Raw genomic sequence first — 16,809 nt, forward strand, 5'->3', positions numbered from 1 at the left:
TTCGAAATTGAACAACCGGCAATGAAAACCCTTGATGTCGGGATCGACTTGGGTGTTGTTCATGCTGTGACCACCAGTGATGGACGGTTCTTTGATCTCAATACTGAGGTAATTAAGGCTCAAGAACTCAAAATTGCCAAACTGCAACGACAACTTTCGCTAAACGCGAGCTCTAGAAAGAAACTCGCTAAAAAGAAATTAGTTGAGGCATTTGATAAACACCATCCCAGCCGTAAACGCAGGATACTGCTCCACCGGCTGCAAAAAGCTCATCAAAAAATTCGTCTTATCCGTCAAGATTTCCATAAGAAGACGGCGTACATACTCGCGCAAGAGTACGGCTGTGTGTACGCTGAAGATCTTCGTGTGAGGAATATGACGAAAAGTGCGAAGGGTACCGTTGAGAATCCGGGAAAGAACGTGAAGCAAAAAAGCGGTTTAAACCGTTCGATTTTGCGCACTGGATTTTACGATTTCAGACGGAGCTTGGAGTGGGCGTTGCAAAAGGAAGGTGGATTATTGATAACGGTTGCTCCGCAATATACCTCGCAGACCTGTCCTCATTGTGGCGATTGTGATTCAAAGAATCGCCCGAAGCAGGCAGTTTTTCACTGCGTGCGGTGTGGTTACGAAGACAATGCGGATGTAGTGGGAGCAATTAACGTGAAGAAGAAGGGCCGGGCTGGCCCGACCGCACACGATAAAAAGCGGATCGCCTGTGAAGTGAATGGGGAGCACGCCGGTAACGACGAGCAACTCATCAGCAACAGGAACCATCCTTGCGAAACCTAACCTTTTGCAGGGAATCCTCGCCCTTCAGGACGACGGAGGATGTCAAAGAGTGAAAAACACTTCTTAAAAGAACAACAAGCGGAGAAACGAACTATGGTTACGACTTTTGATAAAGAAAAAACCCGTCAACTGTTGGCCTACAGACTCGAGCTGGGGCTCACGCAGATGGAAGTGGCCAAGCGAATGGGAACGGTTCAACCGGCGGTTGCCCGCCTGGAAGGTAAACTCAATCGCGGGCTTTATCCTTCGATGACAACATTGCAGAAGTACGCCGAAGCCTTGGGCAAAACGATCGTACTGAAATTCGAATAATTCCTCGTCCTGCTAAAGCGTCGGGCTCATGACGCCTTAGCAGTCCTATTGAGCGACGGAAGATATTGGAGCATTCTTTCTGCATTAACCCGAATACATCACAGCTTTGCTATCTGTACGGAACACTGAGCTGATACAATTCTTCCCTCGTTTTATTTGCCAGAGATTGTTTCCCTTATCGAGTTTTTATGACCGACAATCAAATTAAAGTCATTTTGGTTGAAAATGATCCGAGCGTGCGTTTTCGTCTGGAGCGTACGCTTGAGGGACTCGGCGACATTCATGTCATCGGTTCTGCCACCACCCGACGCGAAGCGGACTCTTTAGTGTCACAGTTTAAGTTTCACACGCTTTTAGTCGATTTGGATTTGCCTGACGGGTTCGGCCTTGAGTTGATTCGACGCACAGCCGAGAAGCTTCCGAATGTCGACATTATGGTATTGGCTCAAGCCAATGATGATCCTCACGTCGTCAGTGCTATTGAGTCCGGTGCCACAGGTTACGTGCTGAAATCGGAAATTGAAAACAATTTAATCTCTGCCATTCGTCTGCTCGCTGCGGGGGGCTCGCCTGTCAGTCCTGCCGTGGCTAAAAGCGTTTTGCGGGCGCTCAGAACCTACAACAGCCATAGCATTGAAAAACCCGCTGCTGTGCAAACCAATCCTCTCTCGGAAAGGGAAACGGAGATTCTTCAGCTGCTTGCCAAAGGCATGAGCTTTAATGAAATCGGTGACATTCTCACGATTTCTCCTCATACGGTTACGGCTCATATCAAAAAAATTTACCGCAAACTTCAGGTTCATTCCCGCGGCGAAGCTGTCTACGAAGCCTCTCAGATGGGACTTATTTCCTAAAATTTTCCTATGACTCTCTTTGTCCTTGAGCGATTACTGACCGTCTTTTTTCTTGTGTGCGCCTTTGCGCTCACCACCGTCATGGCTCATCGCACCAAAGTTCATGCCCATCTTACCCGAGTGATCGGATTGGGCGCAGCCTGTGCACTTTTAAGTTGGGCCTGGTGGATCAATACAGACACATTCTCCCGACTCAATCTCATTGCGCAAAGCCTTTCGCTTATTTTATTTTTAGTCATCTGCCTGAGTTATTCGGCCGCGGTCATGCGCTCTCAATCCGTGATTCGGTGGGCCGGAGCGTTCGCTGCCTGTATTTTGGTTGCAACGGGCTTCATTCTGGATACGCTTTATGAGTCCCGCACAACCGATGTCGCCTTCGCTTTAGCCGCAGGATTACTCAGTATCAATTTTTTGGGGCATCTGCTTCGCGCCCGAGTCAATCAGGCTCTTTTGCGCTCGCCGAAAAGCCGTACCGATAACAAAACCTGTCAAGCCCTTCTTTCGCTGCTACGTGAAAAGCCTAAATTAATCGATAACGAGCACTTCCTTGACTGTCTGAGGCCGCTCTCATTAACGGACGATCAAGCGCAAGAACTCACCGAAATGCTCACCGGATTTGAAGTAAGAATACAACCGAGCAAGACCGAACAAAAAGTCGCTGCTCGTGCCCTTCTGAGTGTCTGTGCAATCAGTCAGAAAATCGTCCGACTTTGTGCCTTAACCGAAAACGTGACGCTCGATATCACTCAAGCTCAAGAAGGATTGCATTTGAAGTTATCTGCCAAAAACTCCCGATCTCTTAGCGTAAAAGATCTCAAGTGTCTTGCGAATTTGGACGTTGATTCACTGCAAACCTCAGCCGATCCCCAAACCATCACGATTGTATTTGGCTACCGTTATTAATCCTTCAATTTGATTTTTTTCATGAAAAGCATCGGAATTTTTTCTCTTGCGTTTGCCCTGACGTTGCCCTTAAGTGCGCATGCCGAGTGGCCGCAAGGCAAACCCATCAAACTCGTTGTCCCTTTCCCTGCGGGCGGGGGCGCCGACATTATTGCCCGGACACTGTCAGAAGAACTGTCGAAAAATATCGGTCAGAAAATCATCATTGAAAATCGCGCAGGTGCGGGCGGCAGCCTGGGCACTGAAATGGCCCTTAGAGAAAAAGCCGACGGCCGTACTTTGATTTACGTTACGAACGGTACCTTGGGGACTAATCCGGTTTTATATCCGAAGGTCGGCTACAACGTCGATCAAGACATTGAACCGGTAGCCCGTTTGACTGAAATTTCACTTGTCATGGCAGTCAATTCCAAGCGGATCAAGGTGCAGACTCTGGCAGACTTTCTCTCCTACGCACAAAAAAGCTCTGTACCCCTCACCTATTCCTCTGCGGGTAACGGCACAACGAGCCACTTGGCGGGTGTTCTTCTTGGCAACCTCACGCATCTGCCCCTTGAACATATCCCATATCGGGGCGGAGCGGCCTCTATCACCGATGTTTTAGCCGGTCGCATTGACTTTACGATTGACGTCGCACCCAATGTCTGGCCTCATGTTCAGGCAGGGCGCCTTACTGCCTTGGGCTTAGGCGCCAATCACTCGTACAACCTTTCGTCTGATCTGCGCACCATTGCCGAAAACGGTGTACCGGGCTATGAACTTTTTGCCTGGGATGGAATTGTCGTGCGCAAAGGTACGCCCGAACCGATTGTGAAGGCATTATCCGAAGCGATTAAAAAAACGCTTGCCAATGAAAAAATTCAAGAAAACTTGATCGCTCGCGGTGCGTATCCTGTGCAGAGTACACCGGAAGGGTTCCGTCTGTTTCTGACTGCTGAAAAGAAAAAGTGGGCAGAACTTGTTAAAACCTCTCAAACCTCTTTAGACTGATGGCGTTTTTTATGAGGAATTAAAAATGCAAGACACTGTTGAAATCAAAAAAGCACTGGACTGGCAATCAGCCGGAGAATTTTCCGACATTTTGTATGAAAAAGCCGAAGGGATTGCCAAACTCACCATCAATCGTCCCCGCGTCAGAAACGCTTTCAGACCGGAAACCGTTCAACAACTGTGTCAGGCTTTCAGTGATGCCCGTGAAGATCCCGCAATCGGTGTCATCATCTTGACGGGCGCAGGTCCCCTCGCCTTTTGCTCGGGCGGTGACCAAAAGGTTCGCGGCAACGGCGGCTACGTGGGAGGCGACGGTGTGCCTCGCTTAAATGTCTTAGACTTCCAGCGCATGATCCGCACCTGTCCGAAACCCGTCATCGCTATGGTTGCAGGCTACGCAATCGGCGGCGGCCATGTGCTTCATATGCTTTGCGACTTGACGATCGCAGCCGACAATGCCCGTTTCGGACAAACGGGTCCCCGCGTGGGGAGCTTCGATGGCGGCTGGGGCGCCTCCTACATGGCTCGCCTGATCGGCCAAAAGCGTGCTCGCGAGATGTGGTTCCTTTGCCGTCAGTACGATGCCCAACAAGCCCTTCAAATGGGTCTTGTCAATACCGTCGTCCCGTTAGAAGAGCTGGAAATCGAAACCGTGAAGTGGTGTAAGGAAATTCTTGCCAACAGCCCCATCGCCATTCGCTGCCTGAAGGCTGCGTTAAACGCTGATTGTGACGGTCAGGCCGGTATCCAAGAGTTAGCGGGCAATGCCACGTTGCTTTACTACATGACCGAAGAGGGTAAAGAAGGCAAAAACGCATTCCTTGAAAAGCGTCACCCGGATTTCTCCAAGTTCCCGCGTCTGCCCTAAACGAGATGTCCGATTCATTCAGTATTTTTGAAGCGGCGGCGCAATGCCCGACACTGATCGGGCTTCGCCGCGCCGGTGTCGATTACACGTTCGAGACATTGGCTACGCTCACCCGCAACACCATTGAGCGGTTGCGAAAGGAAAATGTGCTGCCGGGTGCGGGTCGTCCCATGATCATTGAGGGCTCCAACACAATTGAAACGATTGTGCTGATTTATGCCCTCCTTGAGTTGAGAATCCCTGCATTGATGCTTCACCCGAAGCTGACCGCCGCCGAGCGCTACGTGCTTTTACAAAGCATTCGTGAAATTGACGATCCGTTGCCAGACGTTACAGCTGCAGTTCTTTTTACTTCCGGCACAACGGGTTTGCCCAAACCCGCGATCATCACTCGTAAAATGCTTTGGGAATCGGCTAAAGCGAGTGAAACCAATCTCGGCTGGGAGGATCATGACTGTTGGCAACTTTGTATGTCAGTCACCCGAATCGGCGGTCTGTCCATCCTCACCCGGTGCCTTGCGGCACGCAAAACGCTTGCGATTTCTCCGCTCTTTAGTCCCGAGTCTTTTGTTAAAGCGTTGACCGATGACAAGGTGACGATCACAAGCATTGTGCCCACGATGCTCGCGAAAATTTTTGAAACCTATCCTGACTGGAAAGCGCCTGAAAAACTTCGTGTCATTTTATTGGGCGGCTCTTCGGCTAACGATAAATTACTGGCAAAAGCTCATCAACAGAGGCTTCCTATCGTAACCACCTACGGAATGACAGAAACCTGCTCTCACGTGGTGATGACACCGTACGCCGAACGATATGATCTGGTCAAAGGCAGCGGCAAAGTGATTCCCGGTGCCCAAGTACAAATTCGTGAGGGGCAGATCTGGGTAAAAAGTCCAATGAATACGCCTGGCTACTGGGGTAGAAAAGCGTTAAAGAGTGACTGGTTTGATACGGGAGACTTGGGCGAATTTGATCAGGACGGTGTCTTGCACGTTCATGCCAGACGACACGATTTGATTTTAAGCGCCGGAGAAAACGTCTATCCTCTTGAAGTGGAAAACATGCTCACTCGCTCCCCCTTTATCAAGGAAGCATTGGTATTGGGCGAGCCCGATGAAACATGGGGTGCCATCGTCTGCGCTTTGATTGTTCCGGAAAAAGGCACGCATCCCACGCCCGAAGATGTCAGACGATTCTGCAAAGAAATGCTCTCGGCTTATAAGTGCCCGAGAAAAATTGTCTTTGTTGAAGCGATTCCGCTCAATGCCGCCGACAAACCAGACCGACGGGCAGAAGTCTTACAAAACTACACACTGACGGCGCTGCACTACAAACACTGAAAAAAATTGAGCTTGTCGTGCAGTCCGTTGAAGCGTCTGCATTGACAGAAAAATTGAAAATTGTTTTGACTTGCAACAGTGCTTCTCAAAGAAGGAGAGCTGTCGTTAAGATTAGTTCGTTACTTCAACGTTAAGTGTTTACCGTGGTCATCAAACGTCTGCTTGTTCAAATTCTCTGCGCTCATCTTGCCCTGGCTCCGGTGGCAGGAGCCATGGCCGCACAGGATTTGGCAACCGAATCACTCAATCTGAATCTGCCGAGCATGGGGGCGGTAGCCGGTACGGAACTCTCTCCGGCTGAAGAACAGGCACTGGGCGAAGAGATGATGCGCCAGATTCGCGATGATCCCAGTTATTTAAACGATGCCGAAACGCTGGAGTATCTCAACCGTCTGGGCTACAAACTCGTGAGCGTTTCCGACACTCACACCTACAATTTCTTTTTCTATCCGCTCATTGATCCGTCGCTTAACGCCTTTGCCATTCCCGGAGGCTTTATTGCCGTACACACGGGATTGATCATTGCGGCGCAAAATGAAAGTGAACTGGCAGGGGTTATCGCTCACGAAGTCGGTCACGTCAGTCAACGCCACATTGCGCGCATGATTGATGCGCAAAAAGGCAGTGCCGCTTTATCCATCGGTTCGTTTTTACTGGCCCTTTTAGCGGCCAGAGCCGGAAGCGGTCAAGCCGCGACTGCTCTAGCCGTAGGCGGTCAGGCTGCCCTTATCCAAAACCAATTGAGTTACTCCCGAGGTGCGGAACGAGAAGCCGACCGCGTGGGACTCACCTCACTGGTTCGAGCCGGTTTTGATCCCAAGGGCATGGAAAACTTTTTCATGCGCCTGAGACAAAATAACCGCTACTACGAAGCGGCTGCACCCGCTTACCTGCTGACCCACCCGCTGACAGTTGAACGTATCAGCGATATGGAAAACCGTACAAGACAGCTCGGTGCCCGTACGCATAACGATTCACTGGACTTTTCGCTCATTCAGCAACGCATGCGGGTGCTCCAGCAGACCAAATACGACGGATGGCTTCAGGTTTCCAAAGAAATGAAGCAGGATTTGCAAAATGCAAAAACCAATCGCCAAAAGACGGCTTTGACCTACGGTCTGTCTGTCGTCAGCCGCAAACTCAATCAAAAAAGCGATGCCATTCGATACGCCAATCAAGCGGTGAGCCTTGGCGGCAACAACGCCATTTTGCTTAAGAATCAATCGGAGACGATTTTTCAATACGGCAACCAAACAGAGAAAAAAAGCGCTCTGGCGATGTCTGAACGCCTTGTCAGCAACAACCCGCTCTCAGAGATGGCCGTCAAACTGTATGCAAGCCAGTTGTTTGATTTAAAGCGTTATAACGATACGCTGCGTTTCATGCGAACCCAGCAGGCCATGACTCAATCTAATCCCTCTTACCACGCCATCAATGCCCGCTGCTACCGCGCGCTCAAACAAATGAGTCGCCACTACATGTCTGTGGGCGATATGTATTTGGCACAAGGCGATAAACGTGCCGCTGAATATCAATATAACCTTGCTCAGCAGGCCAACGACGGCGACTACTACACCATGAGTCAGGTCGATGGGAAATTGCGCTCGACACGAGCCGATATCATTGCGGAAGAAAAAGCCAAAAACCGCTAGTTCTATGGAAAACGGCCGCTTGAGGCGGCCGTCGTTGTCTTAGGCAGTCAGAGAATCCTTGATCTGACCGATCCAAATCGGAATCAACTTTTTGGTTTCTGCCAGACTCATATTATCTTCACGCACGGTCTTGCCGTTGATCTTGAATGTCATGCGATGCTTTTTGCCGTGAAGATATACGCGGCCCACCATTTTCTTTTTGTACTTAACCACTACGCTCATTGTAGAAGACAGGCTAAATGTAAATTTGTTTTCAATACCCGCTTCGGCGGCTTTGGTGAGCAATTCTTTTACGAATGACACCTCAAGCTTACTGGCTTCTACCGGTTGATTGCCCGCCGTCAAAAAGAAAAACGGCTCTGGCAAAGGTTGAACAGTTAGTGCCTTTTCCGCTTTTAATTTTCGCCACACATACTGAGCACGCAAGGCTTCCACTTCAGGACAATACGTTCTCTTAGGACGAACCTTGGCCACCACGGTCTTTGCTGGTTGTGATTTTTCCGCCTCGGGCTCTTGAGCTGGTTGCGTTTCCTCTTTTGTCAACTCAATCACCGTGTCCTTCTTGGAACCGGGTTCACCCTCAATATTGACCGGCGCATCATGGCGAATCTGTACCTGTTTTTCTTCAGACTCCCAATCATGCTTAGGGCGACCTAAATCAATCGGTTCGCCACTGGCCTTTTTGGTACCGAGGGATTTAAAAAAATCAACGATTTTGTCAAGGATACTTTGCTCGAGCATCTTTCTCTCCTTTTGCTCATACACCCATAGTAAAGGAAAAATAGATTCGAGACATGAGTTTTTTCCTTAGTTCAAAAGAAATCTTTTGTCTCATATCACAAATGATATAACCTGTGACAATTTGGCTACGACCGAACGCTCAAAGCGACAACAAACTCTCGTATAATTTTGCCGTTCTATCCAATTGAGAATCATTATGGCTATTGAAGATTATCTGACGATTGCTCCGCAAACAGACGAAATTATTGAAACCGACGCCGTGATCGTCGGTGCCGGTCCCGTCGGTTTGTTCCAAGTGTTTGAATTGGGCCTTTTGGAAATCAAAGCTCATGTTGTCGACTCCCTCAAAATGGTGGGCGGTCAATGCATGGAGCTCTACGAACACAAGCCCATCTATGACATCCCGGCTCTGCCCGTGTGTACTTCTCGGGAATTGACCGAAAATCTTTTAAAACAGATCCATCCCTTCGGACCACAGTTCCACTTGGGTGAAGAAGTGACGGTGGTGCGTAAAGAAGAAGACGGTCGCTTTTTCGTGCAAACCGATAAGGGCACGCGTTTTATGACCAAGACCGTCTTTATCGCCGCCGGCGTGGGCAGTTTCCAACCCAAGCGCCTGAGCGTGCCCGGCATTGAAAAGTTTGAAGGCACCCAGCTGCACTATCAGGTCAAGGACCCGGAACTTTTTTACGGTAAAAATATTGTCATCTGTGGTGGCGGCGACTCGGCTTTGGACTGGACACTTAACTTAGTCGGTAAGGCTGAGAGCGTCATTTTGCTTCACCGCCGTGACGGATTCCGCGCACAATCGGCCTCTGTTGCCAAGATGCGCGAACTTTGTGAAAACTGGGAAATGCAATTTGAAGTCGGACAAGTTTCCGGCTTTGAAGAAAAGGACGGTAAGCTCACCGAGATCCGTGTCACGGGCGACGACGGCGTCGTGCGTCGCATGCCGCTTGACCACTTACTCGTTTTCTTCGGCTTGACTCCGAAATTAGGACCGATTGCCGATTGGGGCTTGGAGATTTACCGCAAGCAAATCGTGGTCGATACCGAAAAATTCCAGACATCAATCCCCGGCATTTTCGCTGTCGGCGATATCAATACCTATCCCGGCAAGAAGAAGCTGATTTTATGCGGCTTCCATGAGTGTGCACTGGCTGCTTTTGCTGCCTCTGAAATCGTGCATCCGGAGAAAAAGACTTTGCTGCAATACACCACCACATCTCCGAAACTGCATAAGGTGCTCGGTGTGGAAACGCCAACGCTCGATTAAAGTCAAAAGACTTTGTTTTCGGGGCGCTGAATTGCGCCCCGTTTTTAATGCGTTCTTTGAGGACCAGTGTCTCCGAATACCGACTTCCAAAGCTCAAGCACCGCTTCAATGTTTTCACGCTGTTCACCTCGATTGACGCGCACGGGGCCTGATCCGAATTCCAGACGGTGTTTTCTTTGGATGAAGCGATAATCCCGATAAATCGCTACACACTTTTGAGCCAGTTGCTCATCAATCAAACCGGCTCTTGCGGCCATTTCCAGAAGCAAAATATTGCCGAAATTATTGACCAATTCCGGGTGTTCATGTGAGTAGGCAAGCACCATGGCCTGAACAGCGAATTCCACGTCAACCATTCCGCCTCGGTCGTGTTTGACATCAAAAAGTGAGGTCGGGTTGGGGTGGCCTTGAAGCATTCGATCCCGCATTTCGCTCACGTCTTTAAACACCTTTTCTTTGTCACGTGCCAATCGCAAAATGTCTTCACGTTCTTTTTCGAAAGCCGCTCCGATTTCTCGGTCTCCGGCGCAAAACCGAGCGCGGGTGAGAGCCTGATGTTCCCAAGGCCAGGCACCGGTTCCATCCTCATTTCGCTGATAGCGCTTAAACATTTCCAGAGACGACACCACCAGACCGTTTTCTCCATTGGGACGAAGGCGCAAATCCACATCAAACAAAATACCTGAAGAGGTTTGCACCGAGAGCCAACTCATCATCCGACGGACCAGGCGGGTGTAGTTCTTGCTCGCCTCCGGACTCGGATCATCGTATAAGTAAATCAGGTCAAGGTCGGAGGCGTAACTTAATTCTTTACCACCTAATTTTCCGTAGGCTACCACGGCAAATTTCGGCACTTCACAGTGTCTGGAAGCAATCGTTTGCCAAGCTAAAGTAATGACCATTTCGAGTACAGCATCGGCTAAAGCTGAGAGCTGATCGGCCAGGCGCTCCACTGTAAAGCGGCCTTCTAAGTCTGCCATCAATAATTTAAAGACAGCCGCGTGATGAGCATCGCGCAACAGATTCATCTGAGCTTCCTGATCGGACTCGGCCTCACGAAGCTTCTCCCACAAATCGTCTTGCCAAGCGCTCCAGTCAACCGGGGAGAAATTGTCGAGTTCACTGACACGTTCATCGACAAGTTCATCCAAAACGATCGGATGAGCAGTCAGATAGTCTGCCGCCCATGCACTGGTTTTTAAAACCGTCGCCACCTTCTCGCACACTTTCGGGTACTGAATCAGTAACGACACATAGGTACTTCGCCCGGCAATCACTTCCAAAAGCGTCAAAAAGCGTGTCAGAATCACCTCGGCAGGTATTCCCTGATCATCACCGGCAAGCTCAGGACACAAACCGCAAATCCGTTTGACTAGCTGGGCCATTCGAGAGCGTGCTGATTCTGTTTGCGCCGCCAAAAATTTCGACCCCATAAGCTGCAAAATTCGCCCCGCGCACTGCTCGGTTTGCGAGTAGCCCATCCGGGAAAGCTCTGCGGCCAACGCTTCTTGCGCCTGGTCATAGCCGACGCTCCAGCCTTGCGGCCAGTCATCATCTTCATTTTGTTCTTGGTCGACCTGGAATATGCCGTCAAAAACCCTTGCTACGTACTCTCGGATATTCATGAGGCGCCCGATCATCTGTTCGGGCTCCAATCCCATCAACGTCGCTACCTGTTGCTGCTGCTCAGTTGAAGGCGGTAATCGATGCGTTTGCTGATCGTCAATGTACTGTATAGCGTGCTCAAGATTTCTTAGGAAAATGTACGCTTCGGACAACTGAGTCACCTGCTCGGCCTTCATGACTCCAAACTTTTCTAATAACTGCAATGCCTTTAACGTTCCCTTGACCCGCAGCTGGGGTTCACGACCGGCACGGATAACCTGAAAAGTCTGAGCGATAAATTCGATTTCCCGAATGCCGCCCCGACCGAGTTTCACATCAATTCCGAGCTCTTTTCCTGCCTCGCGTCTTTGCGTCTCCGAACGGATTAATTTGTGAAGATTGGATAGAGCACTGATTGCATTGAAGTCAACGTAACGCCGAAAAACAAAAGGACGCACCACATCGTAGAGGTTCTTGCATTGTTGATCGAACGTTTCCTGATCGGTAAAAACCGGTTCGTTGACCACACGACCTTTGAGCCAGGCAAAGCGCTCCCATTCCCGCCCCTGTACGTACAGATATTCTTCAAGCATATCGTTGCTGATGACAATGGGCCCGGAATCCCCATTGGGACGCAAGCGCATGTCCACACGAAAAACAAACCCTGCTCCTTCAATATCAGACAATGCCGGAATAACCTTTTTAGCCAAACGTTCAAAAAATTCGGCATTGGAAAGTTCCCGTCTCGGATTCGGACAAGTCGAAGTGGGTCGGCAACGCCCCTGCTCGTCATAGACAAAAATCAAGTCAATATCGGAACTGACGTTAAGTTCCTCGCCGCCCAACTTACCCATTCCCACCACGAGCAAGTCTTGAGGCACACCACTTTCAGAGCAGGGAACGCCAAATCGCTCCGATAGCGCCTTGGCCTGCACCCGCACCATACGACTGACGGCCTCCTGGGCCAAATCCGTCATGGTCCGTACGACTTCAAAATAATCGGCCGCACCCGTTGCATCACGAGATAAAACCGTGAGCAACATCTCTCGTCTTAATAGACGAAGCCGCTCAGAAAGCGTTTCCGCATTCTCTGCTCCTTGTAAAAAGGCCCGCATTTTATCCCGAGTGTAAGGGGCGGCTGCCAACTCTGAGAGCCAACTCAGGCGCTCAGAATCATCAGCCATGGGCTTAGCGCCCATTAAAGCGCGTTTGAGGAAAAATGAATAACGAGGTAAATCGCAGATGGATAATCGGGACATTTTCTACACCAAGAAAGTACGCTTCAAACAGTTTAGCGAAGCGCAGACATTTTTCGAAAAGTTTCAGAGGAAAAATTTTGGAAATTTGCCCACTCGAAACGCTCAAACCATTAAAATTCATGGGGACTTGGAAATTTTCGATTTAACGGAACCGGCATCTTCTTTTGACACTATCACGCTCTCAAACTTCAGAACACTCTGTCGGACTGCCGCGCAAAACTCGCCCCTCTCGGTTGCGGGTTATTTTGCGCCTGGCAGGGTGGGTCTTATTGTGTGCGTATCTCTTTTTAACGACCGCATTGCTCGCGGTCAGACTTTGGGTTGCCCCCAACATTGAAACGTTTTACCCGAAACTGGAAACTTATCTTGAAGAGCGATCCGGTATTGAAATCTCCACACATGACATTCATGTCGATTGGGAGTGGCTCAGACCCCGAATTACGCTCACTGACGTGACATTTTCACGTCCGGGTCATCATGCCTCGCTGAGATTGCCGAAATTGCAGGCAACCTTTTCTTTATCCTCCTTTTTTACACTGCAACCGACTTTCTCTCGCCTTGTTGTCATCAGTCCACGCCTGAATGTCGAGCGATTAACCGAAAGTACTTTCAATATTGCGGGCTTTAGTGTTGACACCTCCGCTTCCGACAAACCTGCAACCGGTTCAAGAGGCGCTACGGCTAATAAGGTGCTCGATTGGGTTTTGGCTCAGGAGCATTTGGAAATTGTTGACGGTGATTTCAATTACATTGATTTCACGGGCGAGCGTCCGCGTCCGGTGCTGTTGCATAACACCAACGCAGTTTTGCACCGTTACATGATCGCCTGGAAATTCGGCCTGCAGTCGACGGCCATCCGCGAAAACAAAACACCGATTGACATTCGAGCCACATTCAGAGAACGTCACTTCGGTTCCGACTCCCGATTGGGGAAATTGCACGGCACAATTTTTGCCTCCATTCCTTCCATTGATTTCGGGCGAATCGCCAATCGCATCAATTTGGATCACTTTTTACAAGATGGTCTCGGTCAGGCTCAGGTCTGGCTTGATTTTGACAACCTGAAACTGACCAAACTGACCGCTGACGTCTCTCTTGAAGATGTCAGCATGCGCTGGCGGCCCGACGATGATCCCATTCGTGTTGACAAACTGCAAGGACGTTTGATCGAAACACTTGAAGGTGATCAATTCACATTCAGCACCCAAGACCTAAGTATTAAACCGATCGGTCAAGATCCCTATTATCTGGGCAATGCCACCTTGCAGGGTACATGGAAAGACAGAAATCTCTCAGACGGTACGCTCTTCATTGAATCTTTTGATTTGGAAGCTCTCACAACAATCGGCCTGCAATTACCCATTCCTGAAGAAGCGCTCAATACCATCCGAGACATGCGCGCAAGAGGAACCATTGAGGGATTCCAAAGTTCATGGCAAGGGCAGATCAATGCACCCACCTCGTTTGAGTTTTCAGCTAGCTTTAACGGCGTTTCGGTTCAAGACCACATTGCCAGTCAAGAAGAAAATTACAACCGTTTGGGATTTTCCAATCTTTCTGGTTCGCTCACCGGCAGTAACAATGGCGGTACTCTGACGCTTAATTCCACAGATTGTTCACTGAGCTTTCCGGGCATTTTCTTTGAAAAAGACTTTCGTCTGGATACTCTGCAAATGCAGGCTTCTTGGAGCAGAAACCCCAAGTTGGAATTCAAAGTTGAAAATCTTCTTGTCTCCAACTCTGATGCCTCTGCTCAGGTTCACGGCGGGTGGTATGACACGGGAGACTTAGGCACGCTCGAAGTCAGAGGGGACCTTCATTACTTAAGAGCCTCTGCTGCTCACCGATTTATTCCGATCGTCGCCGGCGGCAAACCGACAAACGATTGGCTCAAAGCAGCGCTTCAAGGCGGCATTGCACAAAACGGTAAAGTGGATCTTTACGGACCGCTGCGTCAGTTCCCCTACGTCAATCAACAGGATAAAGGCTATATTTTCCGCATCAGCGGTAAAGCGCGAGACGTCAAACTCGATTACGTCCCGAGTCACCGCCGAGACCAAAACGGCGAGTGGATTCCCGGACAATGGCCCGTCATTGACCGAATCAACGGACAAATGCTCTTTGAAGGAATGTCTGTTTATATCCAAGCCGACAGTGCTCAATCGATGGGAGCCACGTTATCGGACGTGACAGCCGAAATTCCGAGTTACACGGCAGAAGGCCTACCTCTTTTAATCAAAGGTAAAAGTCAGGCTCCTTTGCTGAACATGGCTCAATGGGTCAATGAAAGTCCGGTTTCTGCGATGATCGGCAATCCCTTTATTGGCACCTCGGCAACCGGGGATGCCTCTTTGGATTTATCGCTGACCATCCCGATCACCGATCTTGCCAATACCAAGGTCAACGGTGTCGTCTCGCTTAGTGAAAACACCATCAAAATGGAAAATGTGCCTGAGCTGAGCGCTGCCCGCGGACAAGTCACATTTACAGAAAAAGGTGTCTGGGGGTCGGATTTAAGTGCGAATGTTTACGGCTGCCCGACAACCGGCCAAATCACTACGGATGAAAAAGGCAAAATCCTCATTGAGGCCTTCTCAGCCGCTGCTACCCCTGAAGCAGCCGCCAAAATCATTGAATCTCCGGCCATTGCTTCGCTTCTGACTCATACAGAAGGAACGGCTAAGGTCAATACCGTTGTTGAAATCGATCACGGAGTCAGAATTCATGTAACGAGTGATCTCGTCGGTCTTAAAGCCAATGCGCCCGCTCCCTTTAACAAATCATCCGAAGCCGCCTGGCCCTTGCGTTTTGACTTCGAACCTTGTCTGACTTCCGAGCGATGTGCATCCAAAATGAACTTCGCCCTGGCCGACGTATTGGGTCTGCAGTTGCACTATCGGGATACTGATAAGGGGCTCAAAGCCCAACGCGGTGTTTTATCCGTCGGCAAACGATTGGATCGTCAACCCCAAGTCGATGGGCTTGCACTTTATGTGCAGACACCCTCGCTTAAATGGGAAGATTGGGAAAATATTCTCAATCAGGCCAATGACAAACTGTCAACCGATCCCAAGCGCGACATGAAAGAATTGAACCTGAACCGGACATACGTCAATATAGGGCGCTTGGGTTACCGGGGACTGAATTTTGACACCGTCCGAGTCAATGCTCAGGCCTATCCGTCAGGCGCCTGGAGCGGGGATATTTCAAGCACCCTGGCTAAAGCCAAATTTAATTACACGCCTCGGACTCACCAGTCGCATCCGCTCTTGACGGCCAATTTCGACTATCTGCATATTCCTCGACCGGAAATTGTCGATAAGGCCATGCAGGCTGCTCCGAAAGAAACTCAGTCATTGCCCTCTGTGGCATTGACCATCAATGATTTGCGCTACCAGGACTATGAATTAGGCTCGTTGAGTGTATGGGCTGAAAATGAAGGTAAGGGCCCCGCTACACTTTGGAAACTCAAAGATTTCACGCTCTCAAACGCTGAGGCAACGCTTTCTGCTAACGGTGTATGGGATGCCGGACATAGAAAAAATTCCCGTACACAACTGGAAGCCACGCTTGACGTAAGAGATCTGGGCGAACTTCTTGAACGCTTCAAATTGGCTCACGTCATCAACGACGGTAGCGGCCAGTTGCATACGAATTTAACCTGGAACGGTGCACCGGTGGATTTCAACACGGAAAGCCTGAACGGAACGGTTTCCACTACTTTAAATTCAGGACAAATTTTGCAGGTTGAACCGGGTGCCGGTCGTCTCTTATCTTTATTGTCTATGCAGACACTATTGAGACGACTGACCTTTGATTTCCGAGACGTGGTAGGACAGGGTTTTGTATTTGATAGCATTCTTTCCAACAATACGATCACAAACGGAGTGATGAAGTCCAATTCGTTTCGTCTCATCGGCCCTCAAGCCACCATCCTGGGAGAGGGAACAATCGATTGGAACAATATGACACAAAACAATAAAATCACTGTTTTACCCGATATCAGTTTAGGCGGGGCAAGCCTCGCTTTGGCCGTTGCCAATCCCATCTTAGGCGTCGGCAGTTTTATCGCTCAATTGGCTCTGCAGGCTCCGTTATCGAACCTACTGAGCACAGAGTATGAAATTACCGGTTCTCTGTACGAACCGGTCATCACGAAAGTAGGAGAAAAGACAGTCTCCGGCTCCTCTTCCCGAGCTCCTTAAAAAAGAAAGGAA

12 protein-coding genes are annotated in these 16,809 nt (G+C 49.6%); 10 read left to right on the top strand and 2 right to left on the bottom strand.

Going from position 1 to position 16,809, the window contains the following annotated elements:
* The 8 genes from H5985_RS08120 to H5985_RS08155 all read left to right on the top strand — a co-directional run.
* Window positions 1–792 (top strand): RNA-guided endonuclease InsQ/TnpB family protein (locus H5985_RS08120; RefSeq protein WP_205050815.1); only part of this gene is annotated, 792 nt, incomplete at its 5' end.
* 93 nt (window positions 793–885) lie between these two features.
* Complete coding sequence (locus H5985_RS08125) at window positions 886–1,104, top strand: helix-turn-helix domain-containing protein (protein WP_239481726.1); 219 nt, start codon at window positions 886–888, stop codon at window positions 1,102–1,104.
* Window positions 1,105–1,292: 188 nt separating this feature from the next.
* Entirely contained in the window at window positions 1,293–1,958 is a 666-nt protein-coding gene (locus H5985_RS08130; RefSeq protein WP_205050817.1) for a LuxR C-terminal-related transcriptional regulator, read from the top strand.
* A 9-nt stretch (window positions 1,959–1,967) separates the two neighbouring features.
* The gene (locus H5985_RS08135) at window positions 1,968–2,861 is read left to right on the top strand and encodes a hypothetical protein (protein WP_205050818.1); all 894 of its coding nucleotides are present in this window, start codon (window positions 1,968–1,970) and stop codon (window positions 2,859–2,861) included.
* 21 nt (window positions 2,862–2,882) lie between these two features.
* Window positions 2,883–3,851 (top strand): Bug family tripartite tricarboxylate transporter substrate binding protein, encoded by a 969-nt coding sequence (locus tag H5985_RS08140; protein ID WP_205050819.1) that lies wholly within the window; start codon window positions 2,883–2,885, stop codon window positions 3,849–3,851.
* A gap of 25 nt (window positions 3,852–3,876) precedes the next feature.
* Window positions 3,877–4,719, top strand: coding sequence for a 1,4-dihydroxy-2-naphthoyl-CoA synthase (menB, locus tag H5985_RS08145; RefSeq protein WP_205050820.1), 843 nt, complete (start codon window positions 3,877–3,879; stop codon window positions 4,717–4,719).
* A gap of 5 nt (window positions 4,720–4,724) precedes the next feature.
* Window positions 4,725–6,059, top strand: coding sequence for an AMP-binding protein (locus tag H5985_RS08150; protein WP_205050821.1), 1,335 nt, complete (start codon window positions 4,725–4,727; stop codon window positions 6,057–6,059).
* 143 nt (window positions 6,060–6,202) lie between these two features.
* The gene (locus H5985_RS08155) at window positions 6,203–7,711 is read left to right on the top strand and encodes a beta-barrel assembly-enhancing protease (protein ID WP_338124964.1); all 1,509 of its coding nucleotides are present in this window, start codon (window positions 6,203–6,205) and stop codon (window positions 7,709–7,711) included.
* A 39-nt stretch (window positions 7,712–7,750) separates the two neighbouring features.
* On the opposite strand, the gene H5985_RS08160 is transcribed toward H5985_RS08155, so the two are convergent.
* Complete coding sequence (locus H5985_RS08160; RefSeq protein ID WP_205050822.1) at window positions 7,751–8,452, bottom strand: hypothetical protein; 702 nt, start codon at window positions 8,450–8,452, stop codon at window positions 7,751–7,753.
* A 196-nt stretch (window positions 8,453–8,648) separates the two neighbouring features.
* On the opposite strand from H5985_RS08160, the gene H5985_RS08165 reads away from it, so the two are divergent.
* Window positions 8,649–9,728 (top strand): NAD(P)/FAD-dependent oxidoreductase, encoded by a 1,080-nt coding sequence (locus tag H5985_RS08165; protein ID WP_205050823.1) that lies wholly within the window; start codon window positions 8,649–8,651, stop codon window positions 9,726–9,728.
* Between the two features lie 44 nt (window positions 9,729–9,772).
* Here the strand turns inward: H5985_RS08165 and glnE are convergent, their stop codons facing one another.
* Window positions 9,773–12,592, bottom strand: a complete 2,820-nt coding sequence (gene glnE / locus H5985_RS08170; protein WP_205050824.1) for a bifunctional [glutamate--ammonia ligase]-adenylyl-L-tyrosine phosphorylase/[glutamate--ammonia-ligase] adenylyltransferase — start codon at window positions 12,590–12,592, stop codon at window positions 9,773–9,775.
* 164 nt (window positions 12,593–12,756) lie between these two features.
* On the opposite strand from glnE, the gene H5985_RS08175 reads away from it, so the two are divergent.
* Window positions 12,757–16,797, top strand: coding sequence for a YhdP family protein (locus H5985_RS08175; protein WP_205050825.1), 4,041 nt, complete (start codon window positions 12,757–12,759; stop codon window positions 16,795–16,797).
* The last annotated feature ends 12 nt before the right edge of the window (window positions 16,798–16,809 follow it).

Source organism: Parasutterella secunda (assembly GCF_016901835.1).
GTDB lineage: Bacteria > Pseudomonadota > Gammaproteobacteria > Burkholderiales > Burkholderiaceae_F > Aphodousia > Aphodousia faecavium.

Bases quoted from the DNA above. Each gene is read 5' to 3' on its own strand.
- glnE (WP_205050824.1), bottom strand. From the start codon at position 12,592: ATGTCCCGATTATCCATCTGCGATTTACCTCGTTATTCATTTTTCCTC.
- H5985_RS08140 (WP_205050819.1), top strand. From the start codon at position 2,883: ATGAAAAGCATCGGAATTTTTTCTCTTGCGTTTGCCCTGACGTTGCCC.
- H5985_RS08165 (WP_205050823.1), top strand. From the start codon at position 8,649: ATGGCTATTGAAGATTATCTGACGATTGCTCCGCAAACAGACGAAATT.
- H5985_RS08135 (WP_205050818.1), top strand. From the start codon at position 1,968: ATGACTCTCTTTGTCCTTGAGCGATTACTGACCGTCTTTTTTCTTGTG.
- H5985_RS08150 (WP_205050821.1), top strand. From the start codon at position 4,725: ATGTCCGATTCATTCAGTATTTTTGAAGCGGCGGCGCAATGCCCGACA.
- menB (WP_205050820.1), top strand. From the start codon at position 3,877: ATGCAAGACACTGTTGAAATCAAAAAAGCACTGGACTGGCAATCAGCC.
- H5985_RS08125 (WP_239481726.1), top strand. From the start codon at position 886: ATGGTTACGACTTTTGATAAAGAAAAAACCCGTCAACTGTTGGCCTAC.
- H5985_RS08160 (WP_205050822.1), bottom strand. From the start codon at position 8,452: ATGCTCGAGCAAAGTATCCTTGACAAAATCGTTGATTTTTTTAAATCC.
- H5985_RS08130 (WP_205050817.1), top strand. From the start codon at position 1,293: ATGACCGACAATCAAATTAAAGTCATTTTGGTTGAAAATGATCCGAGC.